Here is a 16422-nt window from a genome sequence, read left to right as displayed (position 1 = left end):
ACGATTCTCTCACGGCCGACCCGCGCGCCCGCTGCGGTGCGAGACCCGGCGCCCTGCTCGCTCGTACCCCGGGCGGATGATCCGAAAGTAGCGCGCATACTGCACTCCGCACCAGATCACATTCTTGATCGTCGACGCCGCGCGCCCCGCACGGAGCACCCGGCGCAGCGCCACGCGATCGGCCAGGACGCGATCGATGTGCGGCCCCCAGGGCGCGGCACCCCGGCTGGTTTGCTGCGGGTGCACGCGATACCGGGTGAGAATTTCGTCAATGACGGCGATTTCACCGCGCAGGGCCAGCCGCATAATGAAGTCGTAGTCTTCCATTTGAACCAGATGCTCGTCATAGCCACCGACGATCAGGCTCGTGTCGCGGCGAAACATCAGCGAAGAGTGCGCCACTACGTTCTGAAACAGGAGTTGCCGCCGAACATCGGCCCCGACAGCGAGAACCATCTCACCCTGGTCGGTGCCGTCGGCAGACATCCGCATCACTCGGCTGCCCACGGCAACCGCGTGCGGGTGGTCGTCGAGGTAGGCCACCTGCTGTTGCAACCGGTTGGGGGTCGACAAGTCGTCAGCGTCGAGTCGGGCGATCAGATCGAAACGGGCGCGGGCCAGGCCACTCTGCATCCCCGCGGTCTGACCACGACGATTAGCGTGGTGCACGAGCTGCACCCTCGGATCATTGGTCCACGACAGGGCCCGGTCGGGTTCGACGCCGTCGTGCACGACGACCAAATCAACATCGACCCCCACACTGCCCAGGATCGACTCCACAGCCAGGTCGAGCCAGTGATCGAGACGAACCGTGGGAATGATCACACTTACACCGCGCACATTGCGTCCTTTATCGTCAGGCATCGGTTCTAGGCTAACTCAAGACGCAAAATCGGCATTCTGCATTCGCAGGCTCGCTCCGCGACGTATTTGCCGGCACCGATGGCGTCCTTCCGGAAGAAACAGAAACTGCGGTCCATGCCTCAACAGCAACACATTCTCTTTGTCGTCAACAGTTTTCCGCCCCGGGTCGGTGGCATCGAACGCCACATCGCTGATCTCGCCGACGAACTGGTGCGGCAAGGCCACCGCGCAACGGTGGTCACACTGGCAGAAGTTTCCGGCGTCACTACGGAAAACGGCATCACGGTTCACCGCCTGCGTCGACATTTTCCCGTAGCATCCGTCATGTCGTTTCCCGCCTTGGGCACCGCCCGGCGCCTTCGGCAACAATTCGCCCACGCGGGAGTGACCGCCATCTCTACCCATACGCGCTTTTTCCCCATGTCTTGGGTTGGCGTAGCTGCGGGCAAGCGCCTGGGCGTACCCGTGCTGCACACCGAGCACGGTTCCGATTTCGTTCGCGGCGTGTCGCCGCTGATCGGGCTGGCCAGTCGAGTCGTAGACGTCACCGTCGGACGCCAGACCATGCGCAAAGCCACGAGTGTTCTGGGCGTCTCCGAGCAGGTGATTGCGTTCGTGAAGCGATTGTCGGGGGTGGCCGGAACCGTGTTTTACAACGCCATCAATCTCGATGGGTGGGAGCGGCCCGACGATTTGCACGTCGCCCTGCGGCGCTTCGTGTTCGTCGGTCGTCTCGTTCCCGGTAAGGGCTGGGACAGCCTGCTAAGTGCCGCCGCGCTGCTCGCTGCCGACGAGACCGTGCAACCGTTCACCGTGGAAATTTTGGGAGACGGCCCCGATATGGCATCGCTGCGAGCCCAGATCGAGCAGGCAGGCCTGCGCTCGTGCGTTCGTGCGCACGGCTACGTATCTGGCGAGACCGTGCGCACCTATCTTCGCGACTCAGTGCTCGTGAACCCCACCACGCTCGCCGAGGGCTTTCAAACAACGCTCCTGGAAGCGCTGGCCGGCACCTGCCAGATCGTGACCTACAACGTTCCCGGCGCAGCACAGCTCGCGTCCGAGGGCGCGCCCCTCTTCATCGTCACCGAGCAGAACCCGAACGCGCTCGCCACGGCGATGCGCGCTGCGCTGGACACTCCCAAACCGTCGTATCCGTTTGAACAGCTCAAGCAATGGTCCTGGCCGCAGCGCGTGCAGCAGTACCTCGCGCTCGTCTCCAAGGCCCAGCGCTAGGCCGGCTGGACCGCCCGGTTAGCGACGGCGCAGGCGGCTCTTCACTTTATTGAGAACCACCTTCGGCCCCCCCATACGCAGATAGTGAACGAGCAGACCGGCATCGTGGCGCAGGCCGTGCTTGCGACGATGCACGAACTGGCGGCGCGCAGCAGCACTGCCCGCCGTCACGACACCGCTGTCGACCAGATCGGGGGCGTGCCGTGGCTCGGCCACGAAATCGACCAAAGGCTGAAGAACGGTTGCCCACTCGTAACTGGCGCGCACGCGCTTGATGTTTCTTCGCGCGGCTCGAATGAAGGGCTCGTCAAAGAGCACTTGTTCCAGGGCCGCCGAGAGCGCAGCCACATCCCGCGCGGGAACCACGACGCCGAGCTTCTCGGCCGCGACGAGTTCGGCGAAGTGGTCGCCCTCGGTAACGACCATGGGCAGACCCGCCCAGAGGTAGTCCAGAATGCGGGTGCGAAAGGAGAACGTGGTTTCTACGTGAGCAAAATGGGTGCTGACGCCGGCATCAGCTTCACCGAGGTAATTGTGACGATCGGCATAGTCGACCCACGAGTCGTTGAAGAAGACCGCCTGGTCGAGCACGCCGAGTTCGCGCGCCAACGACCGCGACTCAGCTACGATCCCCATCTCGGGTACGCCCGGGTGCGGGTGCTTCGTTCCCTGAAAGAACAGTCGCACGTTGTCATGGCGGGTCGACAGGTCGGCCACCGCCGAGATGAGCGTCTTCGGATCAAACCAGTTGTAGAGCCCGCCGCTCCAGAGCAGCAGCTTGTCGTCTGCGCCGACTCCGGGGAGGACATCTTTTAGCACGGGGCGGCTGGCCGGCGGAAACACCGGGTTGAGGCCGAAGGGAACCACGTCGATCAGGCTCGTCAGATCGGGGTCGTCGGCATAATTTGCCGGATTCACGCGCCCAAGAGCCGCCAGCTGCCCGAGGTAGAAGTGCCGCTGACGTTCGGAGGCGCACAAGAAGAAGTCGCCGCGAGCGAGTTGCTCATTGAGCACGTCGGTGGCGTCGGAAACCTGCTTCTTCCACTGCTCCGTGCCCTGCTCTCGGCCCTGCTCGAGCTGTTCCAAGTGCATCGGGTCGTAGATGTCGGCAACGATAACCTTGCCGCTCTTGCGCAGGCTGTCGAAGAGGGCCATCGCGAGCCCCTGAAAGACGATCACGTCGCTGGTCAATTCCAGTTTGCGCATGGCGCGGTCATCGCCCGGTCGCACGTGCACGATCTCGAACGGAGCAGAGACCGGCTCAGCTCCCGCCAGAGTTACGAGGGTCACTGCGTTGTCCTTGGAGAGCGCCTCGGCCATGTGCCAGGCACGAATGGCCGGACCCGCCATCTTGGCGCCGATCGGGTCGCCGGTGATGATGAGCACCCGGGTCAGCACGGGAATCTCGGTCACCCCAAAGGCCTGAATAATCTTGTCGTAGCCCTCAAGATAATGCTCGGTGGGGTAGGAGGGAGCATCCGTTTCAACGAAGAGCGGCCAGATACGGTTGTCGGCGACAACACGACTCGATTGGATCTCGTTGCGCGATATCAGCAGCGAAGGGAGATTCTCGACGAACTGATCAATCGCGTACATCCCGGCGACGGTCTCTTTGGCCACCGTGGTGGCTGGACCGTTGTCTGCACCCTTGCGCAAATCGAATTCAGTGGAGTCGAGGCCGCCTCGGGCTACAGCACGGCGCACGGCCAATGCCAGCGTGGCTGGGAACGTTTTGGCCAGAGCCTCGTCGCCCAGGTTTTTGTACTGCGTAAACAGGGCATTGCGCTCCAGCAGGTAGGTCTCTTTGAACGAGCCGTACGAGCCCATGGAAGCATGGTGTTTATGGAAGGCGATGGATGCCGGCGCGTACGCGTAGCGGTATCCCTTGAGGTTGAGGCGCCACCCCAGGTCGACATCTTCAAAGAACATGAAGAAGCTCTCATCGAAGCCGCCCAGCTCGTCGTAGACATCCCGGCGAACGAACATCGCCGACCCCGTGCCGAACAGCACGTCTTGTTCCACATCCGGCGTGGTCGGGAGAGGCTGGCCGGTAAGAGGCTTGTAGCCCATACCGAACCAGGTCATGGCCGACCCGATGTAGTCGACGAGAACGCCGTCCCAGTCGACCACCTTGCTGGCAACCGCCCCGATGCGGGGTGATTTTTCGAACGTCGCCACGGCCGCGGCAATCCACTGCGCGTCGGGCTTGGCGTCGTTGTTCAGGAACGCCAGATACTGCCCCGAACTCGCTGCCACACCCAGGTTGCAGCCGCCGGCGAAACCGAGGTTCTCCTTGGAGACGACCAGCTTGATCTGCGGAGCAGCGGCCCGCAGGCGTTCCTCGCTGTCGTCACCCGACGCGTTCTCGACGATGATGATTTCGAGCTGGTCTTGCGGCCAATTCAATTTCTTGAGGTGCTCAAGCGCCTCGATCGTGTCGTCGGTGCCTCGGTAGTTCACGAGTACAACGGAAACGACACCCGGTCGGAGCGTTGGCATACAGGCCTCTCTAGATGGGACAATGAACCTTTCAACTCTACCAACGAGCGCAGATATCGCCGATTAGCTGGCAGCTTCGATTCGCAGCAGACCCGATGGAGCAGACTGGTTCCCCGGCTGTTTCCGTTATGGCCCTGCAACGAACGGGATCGACGGAAAAGTTCGGAGTTTCTCGCCGAGCGCCGGTGCAAGGCTCCGCGCGTACGTTGCAGTGAGGTGGTGAGAGTCTCTGTAGACCAGCACACGCCCGATCACCGCGGCGCAGGGATCGTCAGGACAGATCCTTTCGTTCAAATTGATCAAGCGTTCGCCGCTCCGCGTGGACGCCTTCAGCTGGTCTACAGAGCCATTCAACAAGGACTTATCGCGTGACGTGGCGCATCTAGTCAAGTGATCGGCATTCGCCGAGACGCATTCGGGTGTATCGATGCCGCTCCGCGGCGTGTCTTCAAGGAAGGCGAACGGGACCCGCTCTGCCCGAAGACTCCGCCAAGTCGACGCGTATCCCTCGTCAATCGGACCGATCGCGAAGCCGTCAACGGGTGCGCCGGAATACGCTACGTACTCAGTGCCGCTCATAAGCACGAAATCTGGGCCATCGGGGCCGGTTAGGTGAGACATCATTTTCGCGTTCCACGCGGAACAGGGAAGAAACGGCTCAGTTCCCTCGCCGAACATAATGACCGTACTGATCAGCGGGCAGCTCGACTTCGTATAGGTCTCCACGCGCCAACCATTGTCGTTTGCCAGCCGCACGACTGCGGGGACCCAGTGCGCGGCGTGCGAGTCGCCCACAACGGCGATAGTGAAATCCGAGTCAGTTTCACCATAGACACACGGCACAATTTCCTCAGCCATAACTTCTTGGTGACAGCCGTCAGCATAAAGTGCGGGCGTGTCGTCCTTGGCCTCAATCGCCGTGGGGACGAACGCTCCTACCTTGTCTCTCGCTACACCCACAGCCGGATCGATAGCCAGCAATTCAGCGCCCAGAAGAGGTTTATCGAGAATGGCGTCCACCTGGTTAGTGGCCGCCAACTTGGGGACGACTAGCAGGGATACCGAGGCAAGGACCGTAAGACCCATCATGACACCCCCGATCTGCAGCACTCGCAATGCATTGTCACGGACCGCGGTATGCCTCTGGAACGGCAGTTCGATGTAGCGGTAACTGATCAACGCGGGCACCGTCGACGCGACAATGATCAGGGTGCCCTCTAAAACACTGAGACCATCCAGCAGGAATGTCGCCATCACGATCAAAGGCCAATGCCACAGATAGAGCGAGTATGACCTGTCACCGATCCACGTGAGAGGCCGCAAGGATAAAAGCCCCGCAGCCCCGTGCCGGTCATGCCCATTGAGACCGGCGACGATCACTGCTGCGGCCCCCAAAGTAGGGAGCAGCGCGGCGGCGCCCGGAAACGGGGTCTCAACAGAGTAAAACGTTCCCGCTGCCAAGATTGCGAGGAGCCCTGCCCACCCCAGAGGACGGCCGACGAGCCTGGGAATCCCCCCCAAAGCAAAAGCAAATATCGCAACTGTTGCACCGAGACCAAGTTCCCAAAGGCGTGTGGTCGTAATGAAATAGGCCGGCCCTGGGTTCAGAGGCGTGTAGTAGACGGACCAGGCAAGAGAAGCGGCAGTCAGCACAGCTACAGTCATTCCGGTCAGAATTTGCCAGCGCGTTGCTCGGATCGCAGACCGGTCACGCCGGCTCTGTTTGCGCGACCAGGGTCGAGCGAACGAGGCGAGAACGATCAGGACGAGGGGCCAAAACAGGTAGAACTGTTCCTCGACGGCCAGCGTCCAAAAGTGTTGGAGTGGTCCGGGCGGCACCTCGCTATTCAAATAGTTGACGGAGTCAGCGAGGACCCAATTCACAGAATAGGTCGCGCTGCCCAACATCTGCCAGCCGATTTCGTCCCATCGCGTGCGCGGGAGAAGGGCGACAGTCATCACGCCAGCCGCGAGAATGACTGCAGAGGCTGCCGGGAGAATACGTTTGATCCGGCGCGCATAGAAGTTCGCCAGAGAGATCGAGCCCCTCGTCTCGATTTCCTTCATCAGGAGACCTGTGATCAGAAATCCAGAGATTACAAAGAAGACGTCCACGCCCACGAAGCCGCCCGGCAAAAAAGGGGCGCCAGCGTGAAATACCAAGACCAGCCCGACGGCAACGGCACGCAATCCTTGAATATCGCTGCGGAAACCGGACGATCCGTGCCTGCTGCTCTGTTCTAGTTTTGGTAGGCCCCGAGGCCGGGCAGCGATCGTCATAGTTCTCCATTCGAGTGGCCATATGACAACATCGACACGCGCTCTAGTTGAACGAGTTTCGAACCATTCGGCAGGTTGGACCCAACGCGGTCCAGTCTATGCTTTCGAGCTTGCGTTTCCGATTGCAACGAAGGTGACGTCAGGCCAGGACGACGAATCGAGAACGCGTCGCCCATCAAGGAGGGACCGAATTCCAGGAAGCTGGGCAGGTCCCCACTCCTTATATTCCGCATGGTCCGCCTGAACTATCGCAGCGTCGGTGCTCGTTCCGATATCAAAGGGCTTGAAACCGAGCGCCAGAAGCTCCGCGGCGGTGTAGAGCGGGTCGTGCACTGTCACGATTGCACCTAGTGCTTCGAGGGCCGACACAGTATCAAAGACGCCGGAGAATGCCGTCTCTTTTACACCACCCCGATAGGCCGCGCCCAGCACAACAACCTGCTGACCAAGAAGCGACCCATGAATTCCTTCAAGGAGGCCGACCGCGTAATTCGGCATACCCGCATTTCGAGCGCGCGCGGCACGAACAATGGTGGCGGCCGGGTCGTTCCACAGGTACAGGCGAGGGTATACCGGGATGCAATGCCCACCAACGGCGATGCCCGGGTTGTGAATGTGACTGTACGGTTGTGAATTACAGGCCTCAATTACCTGATATACATCGATCCCCACTGTGTCGGAGTAACGCGCGAACTCGTTCGCAAGCCCGATATTGACATCACGGTATGTGGTCTCCGCCAATTTCGACAGCTCAGCGGCCTCTGCCGTCCCTAGGTCCCAAACCCCGTTTGCGCGGGCGAGATCAGGGCGCTCATCGAAATCCAGAACCGCTTCATAAAATTCTCTTGCCAAAGCAGCACCCTTCTTTGACAGCCCGCCAAGAAGTTTCGGATATCGGCGCAGATCCGCGAACACGCGTCCGGTGAGAACCCGCTCCGGGGAAAATACCAAGTGGAAGTCCACTCCCTCGGTCAGGCCGCTCCCCGCTTGAAGCTTCGGGCTCCACCGGTTGCGTGTCGTACCTACGGGGAGTGTTGTTTCGTAGGACACCAACGTTCCCGAGGTCAAGTGCTTGCCCAGTGAGTCGGTGGCGTCGTCCATCCATCCGAAATCAGGCTTGGCATCGTCATCGACAAAGAGAGGAACCACAAGCACAACGACATCGGCATCTGGAACCGCGTCGGCGTAATTCGTCGTAGCGCGAAGGTGGCCTGCGGCCAGGGCGAGCCGCATTTTCTCCTGCAGGTGGGCTTCCCCGGGGAACGGCTCGATCCCTTGGTTCACGAGGTCCACCACCGTGGCGTTCACATCGACCCCCACCACCTCATGTCCCTTGCTCGCGAATTGCACTGCGAGAGGCAGTCCAATCTTTCCTAGAGCGATTACGGCTATTTTCACGTGGCAAAACCTAACTTAATGTTGCTGGACTGAGGAAGCGCTTATAGTTTGACGACGTCACCCGTGCGGGAGGATTGAATCGCCGCTTCGGCCACCTGAAGCGTTGCAAGTCCCTCACGCATGGTGACGACATCCGATCGAATGCCGAGAATAGCGTCGCGGAACGCCTCGTGCTCAACTCTCAGTGGTTCACGTTTCTCCAGCGCGTACCGAATCATGGGCCCTTCGGATACGCCCCTGAAGGCCGCGATGGAGTCCCAAGTCGTCGCCACGGTGCCATTTTCATAGAACGAAAGATCCGCAGTAATCGTGTCCGCTATTAGCGAGCCCTTTTCGCCAGTAGCGATCGTGACGCGCTCTTTGAACGGTGACAACCAGTTCACCAGATGGCTGGTGACCACGTTGTTGCCCAATCGCCCCGTGACGACAACGAGGTCTTCGTGGGGGCGACCGCTTTTGTGCGCGGTCTGCGCAAAGACCGATGAATAGGCGCTCTGAGCAAGCCACGCCGTTGAGTCCATGTCGTGGGTACCGAGGTCCTTGATTACTCCAACATCGGCAATTCGGGAGGGAAAGGGGCCCTGCCGGCGGGTGGCGATCTGGTAGACCTCGCCAAGGTCGCCGGCGTTGATGCGTTCACGCATGCTCTGCAGGGCGGGGTTGTATCGTTCGATGTGCCCCACGGCTCCGACGAGTCCCCGTGACTCAAAGGCTGCCACGAGCAGTTCCCCTTCAGCCACCGTGTTCGCGATGGGTTTTTCGACCAACGTGTGAATACCTGCTTCCGCCAGCTGAAGGCCTACTGCGGCATGAAACGCTGTGGGCACGGCAACAACAGCCATGTCGATCTTCTGAGCGATGAGCTCATCGACGGACCGGCAGAAAGGTGTGGAACCGGCGACTGCGTGCGGGTCGCCCATCTCGTCGGCGACCGCCACGAGGTCGACGCCGGGCATCTCGCGCAATACCCGTGCGTGGTGACGGCCCATCATGCCCAGCCCGATCAGGCCCGCGCGTAGCTCGGTCATTATGCTCCCGCTTTCGTTAGCGTGTTGACGGCGTGCACGATCCGCTCTAGGTCCTGCTGAGACAAGGAAGGGTGCACCGGCAGCGAAAGTACTTCGCAAGACGCCTTCTCGGTTTCGGGAAGGTCCTCTATGCGTCGGAACGATGGCAACCGGTGGTTGGGAATCGGGTAGTACACGCCGCTTCCGATCTGGTACTCCTCGCGCAGGGCCGTCGCGATGCGGTCACGGTCTTCTAGAACTCGAACGGTGTATTGGTGGTAGACCGGGTCGGCGCCTTCTGCCACGAGCGGAGTAGAGACGCCCGTTAGATTCTCGGAGAGAAAACGGGCGTTGCTGCGGCGTTGTTCGGTCCACGCCCAGATTTTCGTGAGCTGCACGCGGCCAATTGCCGCATGGATGTTGGTCATGCGGGCGTTGAAGCCGACGAGTTCGTTCTCGTACTGCTTGAGCATGCCCTGGTTACGCAACAGGCGGAGGCGCCGTTCGACGTCTGCGGAACTGGTAGTGACCATTCCCCCTTCACCAGATGTCATGTTCTTGGTCGGATACAGGCTGAACATCGCGAAGTGTCCGAACGAACCCACACGTTGACCATTTAAGCTCGCCCCGTGTGCCTGAGCAGCATCCTCGAATACCTTGAGCCCGTGTTCGTCGGCGATTTTCTGGAGGCCCGGCATGTCGGCGGGGTGACCGTAGAGGTGAACGGGCATCACGGCCACAGTGCGCTCGGTGACTACCGATGCAACGGAGCGTGGATCAAGGCAGAAGTGGTCGGGCTCGATATCAGCAAAGACCGGCGTCGCTCCGGTAAGTGCGACCGAGTTGGCCGTAGCTGCAAAAGTGAACGACGGGACGATTACTTCATCTCCCGGGCCGACACCGCTTGCAAGAAGGCCGAGGTGCAAACCTGCGGTGCCAGAATTGACGGCGACCGATGCCCGGCCATCAACCAAAATGTCTGAGAATTCAGTTTCAAATTCTGCGACTTCGCTGCCTTGAGCCAGCTGACCCGACATCAGCACGGCGTCGACCGCACGGCGCTCATCCTCACCAATAATCGGGCTGGCCGCCGGGATGAAAGTGTTGGTCACTGGTGTTCCTCCGTCAATCCTTCTGCTGTTTCCCGATACCGGTCGCCCGATTGCGGACAGATCCACAGCTCACCGTCCTGGGCGAGGGGCCGACCCGACTTACCGACCCAGCCGATCTGCCGGGCGGGTACGCCGACCACCAAGGCGAAATCTGCTACGTCTTTCGTGACGACCGCGCCGGCGGCCACGGTGGCCCATCGACCGATACGCACGGGAGCAACGCACACCGCGCGTGCACCGATGGCGGCGCCTTCTCCGATGATGACGCCGGTCGGCGTCCAGTCACCGGCGGACTTCTGGGTGCCGTCAGCGTTGATGGCACGAGGATACGTGTCGTTGGTCAGCACAACGGCTGGGCCCACGAAGACTCCGTCGCCCAGGACCGCCGGCTCGTAAATGAGGGCGTCGTTTTGGATCTTAGAATTCTTGCCGATCGAGACGCCGGAGCCGATGTACGCCCCGCGCCCGACGGTGCAATTGGAGCCCAGCACGGCGCCTTCGCGAACTTGCGCCAAGTCCCAGATCTTTGTGCCTTCACCGATTGAAGCGGCCTCGGAAACTGTCGCGCTATCTGCGATATACAACCGTGCTCCCCGCGTTTGAGTCATCAAGCCCAGCCAAAAGGGGGTCAAATAACATTAGCCCACGCGCGAACATATCGCTTGCCAGCGAAATGCACCCCATGAAAAACGTTGCATCGAAGGCGACAAAACGCGCGTCACTAGGCGACGGCCGCCGCTGGCGAACAGACCGGTACTTCGTCGACGCACGACGATTCCACGAACGAATTCGTGTTGCGACGACCGCTGGAATTCGCCCTAGAAACGACCTGGAGGAAAAAGCAATACTTCGGTTGGCGCCAACACGCCGAATCGTTGGCTTGAGCCGCGGCGTCAAGCCGCGACCCTCTAGGAAGGACGCGCAACATGATCTGTGCGCTCACGGCGGGTTCATTTCTTCTGCGTTCTGAAGACCAGCCACTTGCCAACGCGAATATATGTGGCTTCCTCGACGAACGAGAATCCCGCCTTTTCAATGCCCCGAATCGAAGGAACATTTGAACGCTCGGTGTCGATAAAGATTCGACGTACCCGACTGTCGGCAAGCATTTTCTCGACAAGCGCCCGAAGCATTGCACCGTAGACGCCCTGCCCGCGCGCCGACTCGTCGACATGGCAGTGGTGAATCAATGTGTCCCCCGGCCGCAGTCGAAAATAACGACTTAGGGTCGCGGTAGTGTCGGACCGAGAAGATGCCCAGGCGTGTCCAACCACGCGTTCGCCCACTGCACCGAAGACGCCCGTTCTCCCCTCATCAAGGTAGTTCTCAAATACGGAAACTTGCTGTGCACTTCGAAAGTCAAGTACGCGAGAAACGTTCTCCCGTGCTATGGGGAACACTTCGACAGAGCCCAAGTTGGCGCCCGGCGCGTCTCGGGTCCACAAGTAGACACGTTGACGCATGACTCTTACAGGTGATCTCATGAAAGCCTTCTGCTCGTAATTGACGTCCGCCCGGGAAACGATGCGCAATCCATAAATCCAGGTCACTGCGTAGTTCAGCGTTTGCGCTCCGTATAACGCCCAAGTCGTCTGGACTGCGTCAAGGTGGAGGAAATGCGCGCCTGTGGCAGCCACTGCGATGAAGACTATTCGGGTCGTGTCGACGGCAATTGACGCGAATGACTGGTGGATGGCATATACCTTGCTCATCGGGGACGCAATTAGGCCGGCTCCAACTGACATCGCCATGGCTTGCGCGTAGAAGCCACTTTCTCCCCACGCCGGCCCCAGTACAAAAGGCAAGAACCACGGTGCAAGGACCAAAATCCCGACGACCACGGCCACCGAAATCAGGCCCATCCGGGCTGATGATCGCAGGTAAATTTGCCTTTCCCCGCCTAGCCCAAGCCGAAGCCGACGCGACATCTCGGCACCGAATACCTCCCCCATGGACGTTCCCAGCAAAGTAGCAGGAATGAAGACCAGCCTTTGCGCCATCCCGAGCTCACCTGCGCTCCCCACCCCAAACCAAGCTGCAATAATTATCATCGGCAACTGAGTCCCCAGCGCGTTCAACAGCCCTGATGGAGTGAGTACTAGCGGAAAACGCCAGTACGACCGCAGAATTGTTCTGTAGTCTCCAGAAGACGGGCGCGCAAGCAGCGACTTGGTCGCGCGCACAAGGGGAACATACCCGACGCAACGCCCAACGAGAAATCCTCCCAAAAGCCCGGCTGGGGACAGCGTGAGCGCTCCAAACGCTACCTGTCCAACGACAATCCCCGCCGATTGTGCAACGGATCGCTTAGCCACCGTCGCATAGTTTCGGTCGCGGAGAGCGGCCTGGCTCAATACGGAAAATGTCGCGGACGCGAGCACCATGCCACCGACCCAGGCCGGTGCGTAGTCGACCTCCTCCCACCCCACGTTCCATGCAGCTCTATCTGCCACCCAGATCGCCAGTACGGCGAGCCCTGAAATTGAAACTGCGCTCAACATACCCAGTCGAAACAATCGCCGAGCGTCATCCTCATGCTTTGGTAGGAGAAGCGCCGACTCAAATCTAAGAGTCGCGGCGGGGCCGATAATTGCTGAGATCGCCAACACTACCGAGAAGGCACCAAAACTCTCCGGAGGATATATTCGTGACAAGAGTGGGGTGGCCCCTGCGAGGATCAACTGCCCAATGAGCGATCCTGACGCAATTGCGGCCATGCCCTTCATCGGGCCGCTCCAACGACCCGCTAGCCGGCTTAAGAGCCTCTTCACCAGTTATCACTTGCCATTCGTCCATGTGCGTAGTGTCCGCCGCTAGTCGGTTTGACCCTTCAAAAATTGCGCGGCAATTCAACCTTAACCGTTCAAAAGTATAAGGTCCGCACTAGCCGCTGCCTCCGACGCGTGCATCCCGGTAGCAGCATTCGATGACCCCCAAGCCCTTCTTGGGCTCAGTACTAAACCGTTCCGTTCATGTGAGCTCTGCGGCCTTCCGAATTCTCCCTGCGTCGGGTGAGATTCTTCCGCCTGCCCGGAAGGGCGCAGGCCGAAGCCACTGTTAACGCCGAGCGAAAATAGGGCCAGTATCGCGGCCCTGTTTTGGCTCGGCGTTAACAGCCACACGTGGGCGTCCAGCGACTTCTCCAACGCGGCAGCGTCCTTCAACTCCGGGAGCTCAACGTCGCACCGTCCACACGCGCATTCATCGTTCCCAAGAAGGACGAATCTTCAAATGACAGGAGGCAACTTATCCAGGCGCCGCCCCAAATACTCCCCGAAATATGACTAGCTTGGACAACGCCCTTCGACAGGGTCCGCCGTCGCAATGTGACCTCATCTATTGGCTGAAGTCAAACAGCGCCAGTAGATCTGTCTAAGTCACGCAGGCACGAGGCGGTCGACCTCCCGACAACGTGCGATCTCGTAGACTTCGACCTAACCCCACGGAAAGTGACCCATGCACGCCTCCGCAATCTCGCTCGACATCTCACCAACTTCGCAAGTTCAACTCGGAGCCGCCGGGGCCGGGGACTCGCGGTGGCTCGGAGTCGCCGAGCCCATTGAGGCCAATTTTCTCGTGCTCTGGCCGGAAACGGGCGACCCCATTCTTATTGTCACTGTGGATTTACTCTATCCGGGCCGAATACTACGGGCAGCCGTAGAGGCCGCCGCCCACCCGCTGAGACCGGCTCAGATTTTTCTGGCGGCGTCGCACACGCATCGCGCCCCTATGACAGACGACACGAAGCCGGGACTCGGCACCCCCGACCCCGACTATATCGACTGGCTGAGGGAAACAGTTTCGGCCGCCGTCCGATCCGTGCTGCAAATCGGGATCGCCAAGCCCGTTGTAGTATCGGCAGCTCAGTCAATCGCCGCACACAGCATTAATAGGCGCAGGAAGAAGCTCATTTTTTTAGCCAAGCGTCCGCGCATCAACGCCTTCATCAACGCACCCAATCCTCGAGGCACCACAGACGACACCCTCATTACGGTAAGCATTCGCCGGGCGAACGGCGATCAAATTGCAGTCTTGTGGAATTACGCCTGTCACCCAGTGGCTTATCCCCAGCTCAATACCGTTGCGGCACATTTTCCCCATCCGGTCCGAGACGCACTGAGGGTGAACGCGGGCAATGGCGAACTTCCAGTCCTCTACTTTCAGGGCTTCTCGGGGAATACCCGCCCGAGCGCCAGCGCGAGAGTTCATACTCCCTTGCGTTTCTTGCGTCGCATTGTTTCCGGCCCACTCTTCGAGGACATGACCGGTGCGGCCTACGAGAAGTGGTCCGAGAGCCTTACACGAGCAGTCCTGTCGACCATCCTGACGGAGCGTGAAGTCGCCTCGGACGAGATTACCGTCGCCCGCGTCACCCGTCCAGGATCGGCATTTGTGGATGGCCTTAAATCTGACGTGTCATTTCACGGCCTTCATATCGGCCCCGAATTCTCGATTCTCGCCGTCAGCGGAGAAGTAGTAGCTGAATACGCGGGGCCCGTCCGAAGTCTTACAGGTGCGAAATTTGCCTTCTGTGTGGGATGTATTGACGATACATTCGGCTACATCCCAACGCACGGCATCCTGCAGGAAGGCGGGTACGAAGGAGGCGGGTACTGTAAGGCGTTTGGCCTAGGCGCCATCAACGAGCGGATCGAAGAAGAGATTCTCAGTGGATTCCGTGCCGTGGCGGGATCAGGGTAGACGTAGTCAAGCTTGAGCATTGGGGCGAGGGAACAAACGTTTCGTCGCACCTCTTGCGCTTTTGTAAAGGTGACGGGCGTCTGGCTGGCCAAGCACGAAGTATGGAGTCAGCGTCATTCCCCAGGCCGCTTTTGCTGCTGTGACGGATTGAATGTTCGCGCCGCCGTAGTCGAAAGATATTGCCCCGGTGGTACCCAAATCGTCGAGCGCCCCGCGATACATTAATTGCGCAGCACCCCGCTTGAGCGCTTCGAGTTCAGTTCCCTGCACCCAGTCGAGCGCAGTACCGCCGACCGTGATCAGACGCACTCCCGCGCTCACTACTGTTCCAGTTGCGTCGCGAACGACATGCGCTCGACACTCGTCAGCGTTTAGAAGTCCAAACAAATCTTTCAAACTCTCAGTGTCGACATGATAGCCAAAACCCTTGCGATTTGCGGTCGATTGTAGGCACTTGACGATCTCTGCCGCACTCTCAGTGGATTCGAACTGGAATCCTTCTCGCACTGCTTTGTTGATGTTTTTTCTTACGGCCTGCGATGCCGACTCAATTGCGTAGGGTAAGGCCGCCGTATAGGTGTAACGCACCTCGACTGTGAAACCCTGCCACTGGAACGGTCGAGCATCGGTGAACTCAGGAGGTAGCGCAATTTGCCCGATCGTCTTTCTCGCGGCCAGATCCTTGGCAAGAAGGCCTGCAACTGTAGCCCACTGGCGACTCATTCTCTCCGGACGGCGCGCTCCCGAGGACTCGAATCGGAAGGGAACATAGGGGTTCAGGCGCGGCATCCGCACGCGCCCACGCTTGTCGGTATAGAGCACCCCAGACAGCTTGAATTCTCCTCCGTCCGGTTCGTAGGCAACTCTCTGTGGCCTGAGCCCCCACGTGCGAGCATTCCATTCCAGCCATCTGTCGTCCGACAACAATTCATAGTGTCGAGATTGATCGTCCATTCCAGCTGGCAGCACGCGTTCCCTCTTTCTCCAAAGCCTTGGTTACACCCAAACTCGACTTCATTCAACATTCGCAAAAAATACGCGGCTTCGACAGGTTCCGGGCAGCGAGTTCTCGCGGGCGAGGCGTCGGCTATCGAAGCAATCCCACATTCGTGAGTAACACGATTAACGCAAATCCTCCGGACCCATTTCGCGGCAAGCTTTGCGCTACCCACTCTAACGCGCCGCTGAGCCGACCAACGGCCGTGCCCCTCATCAACATGAACCTAAATTAGTCAACGGGAAACCGGGGGGTGCCCCTATGTTTTTGTCAAGCAGCGAGTTGGTGTTCAGTTTCGTAGAGGGTGCCGTCTCGCAGCATGGCGAAT

11 protein-coding genes are annotated in these 16422 nt (G+C 59.8%); 2 read left to right on the top strand and 9 right to left on the bottom strand.

The window, feature by feature from the left end; all coding sequences use genetic code 11:
• Positions 1-9 precede the first annotated feature (9 nt).
• Positions 10-840, bottom strand: a complete 831-nt coding sequence (locus tag CXY73_RS04650; RefSeq protein ID WP_158253060.1) for a glycosyltransferase — start codon at positions 838-840, stop codon at positions 10-12.
• Positions 841-978: 138 nt separating this feature from the next.
• Between CXY73_RS04650 and CXY73_RS04645 the strand changes: the two genes are divergently transcribed.
• On the top strand, positions 979-2100 hold the full coding sequence (locus CXY73_RS04645; protein ID WP_158254028.1) for a glycosyltransferase family 4 protein: 1122 nt from the start codon (positions 979-981) through the stop codon (positions 2098-2100).
• A gap of 18 nt (positions 2101-2118) precedes the next feature.
• On the opposite strand, the gene CXY73_RS04640 is transcribed toward CXY73_RS04645, so the two are convergent.
• The 7 genes from CXY73_RS04640 to CXY73_RS04610 all read right to left on the bottom strand — a co-directional run bounded on the left by CXY73_RS04640 (position 2119) and on the right by CXY73_RS04610 (position 13122).
• Positions 2119-4599 (bottom strand): glycosyltransferase, encoded by a 2481-nt coding sequence (locus tag CXY73_RS04640; protein WP_104176990.1) that lies wholly within the window; start codon positions 4597-4599, stop codon positions 2119-2121.
• Positions 4600-4725: 126 nt separating this feature from the next.
• Positions 4726-6879: an acyltransferase family protein gene (locus tag CXY73_RS04635; protein ID WP_104176989.1), complete on the bottom strand. Its 2154-nt coding sequence runs from the start codon at positions 6877-6879 to the stop codon at positions 4726-4728.
• Between the two features lie 96 nt (positions 6880-6975).
• On the bottom strand, positions 6976-8277 hold the full coding sequence (locus CXY73_RS04630; RefSeq protein ID WP_104176988.1) for a nucleotide sugar dehydrogenase: 1302 nt from the start codon (positions 8275-8277) through the stop codon (positions 6976-6978).
• Between the two features lie 41 nt (positions 8278-8318).
• Entirely contained in the window at positions 8319-9305 is a 987-nt protein-coding gene (locus tag CXY73_RS04625) for a Gfo/Idh/MocA family protein (protein ID WP_104176987.1), read from the bottom strand.
• A complete protein-coding gene (locus CXY73_RS04620) occupies positions 9305-10396 on the bottom strand; it encodes a DegT/DnrJ/EryC1/StrS aminotransferase family protein (protein WP_104176986.1) in 1092 nt (363 codons plus the stop codon). Before CXY73_RS04620 ends, CXY73_RS04625 begins: the two co-directional genes overlap by 1 nt.
• Positions 10393-10980, bottom strand: a complete 588-nt coding sequence (locus CXY73_RS04615; RefSeq protein ID WP_233198139.1) for an acyltransferase — start codon at positions 10978-10980, stop codon at positions 10393-10395. The genes CXY73_RS04620 and CXY73_RS04615 overlap by 4 nt, the downstream gene beginning before the upstream one ends.
• Before the next feature lie 366 nt (positions 10981-11346).
• Positions 11347-13122 carry a GNAT family N-acetyltransferase gene (locus tag CXY73_RS04610; protein WP_104176984.1) on the bottom strand — a complete coding sequence of 592 codons (1776 nt, stop codon included), beginning with the start codon at positions 13120-13122 and terminating at the stop codon, positions 11347-11349.
• A 730-nt stretch (positions 13123-13852) separates the two neighbouring features.
• On the opposite strand from CXY73_RS04610, the gene CXY73_RS04605 reads away from it, so the two are divergent.
• Positions 13853-15097: a hypothetical protein gene (locus tag CXY73_RS04605; protein ID WP_104176983.1), complete on the top strand. Its 1245-nt coding sequence runs from the start codon at positions 13853-13855 to the stop codon at positions 15095-15097.
• A 6-nt stretch (positions 15098-15103) separates the two neighbouring features.
• Here the strand turns inward: CXY73_RS04605 and CXY73_RS04600 are convergent, their stop codons facing one another.
• On the bottom strand, positions 15104-16051 hold the full coding sequence (locus CXY73_RS04600; protein ID WP_104176982.1) for a GNAT family N-acetyltransferase: 948 nt from the start codon (positions 16049-16051) through the stop codon (positions 15104-15106).
• Positions 16052-16422: the final 371 nt, after the last annotated feature.

The organism is Cryobacterium sp. Y50 (genome assembly GCF_002929805.1).
Lineage (GTDB): Bacteria > Actinomycetota > Actinomycetes > Actinomycetales > Microbacteriaceae > Cryobacterium.
This window is presented reverse-complemented; position numbering and strand designations above follow the sequence as displayed.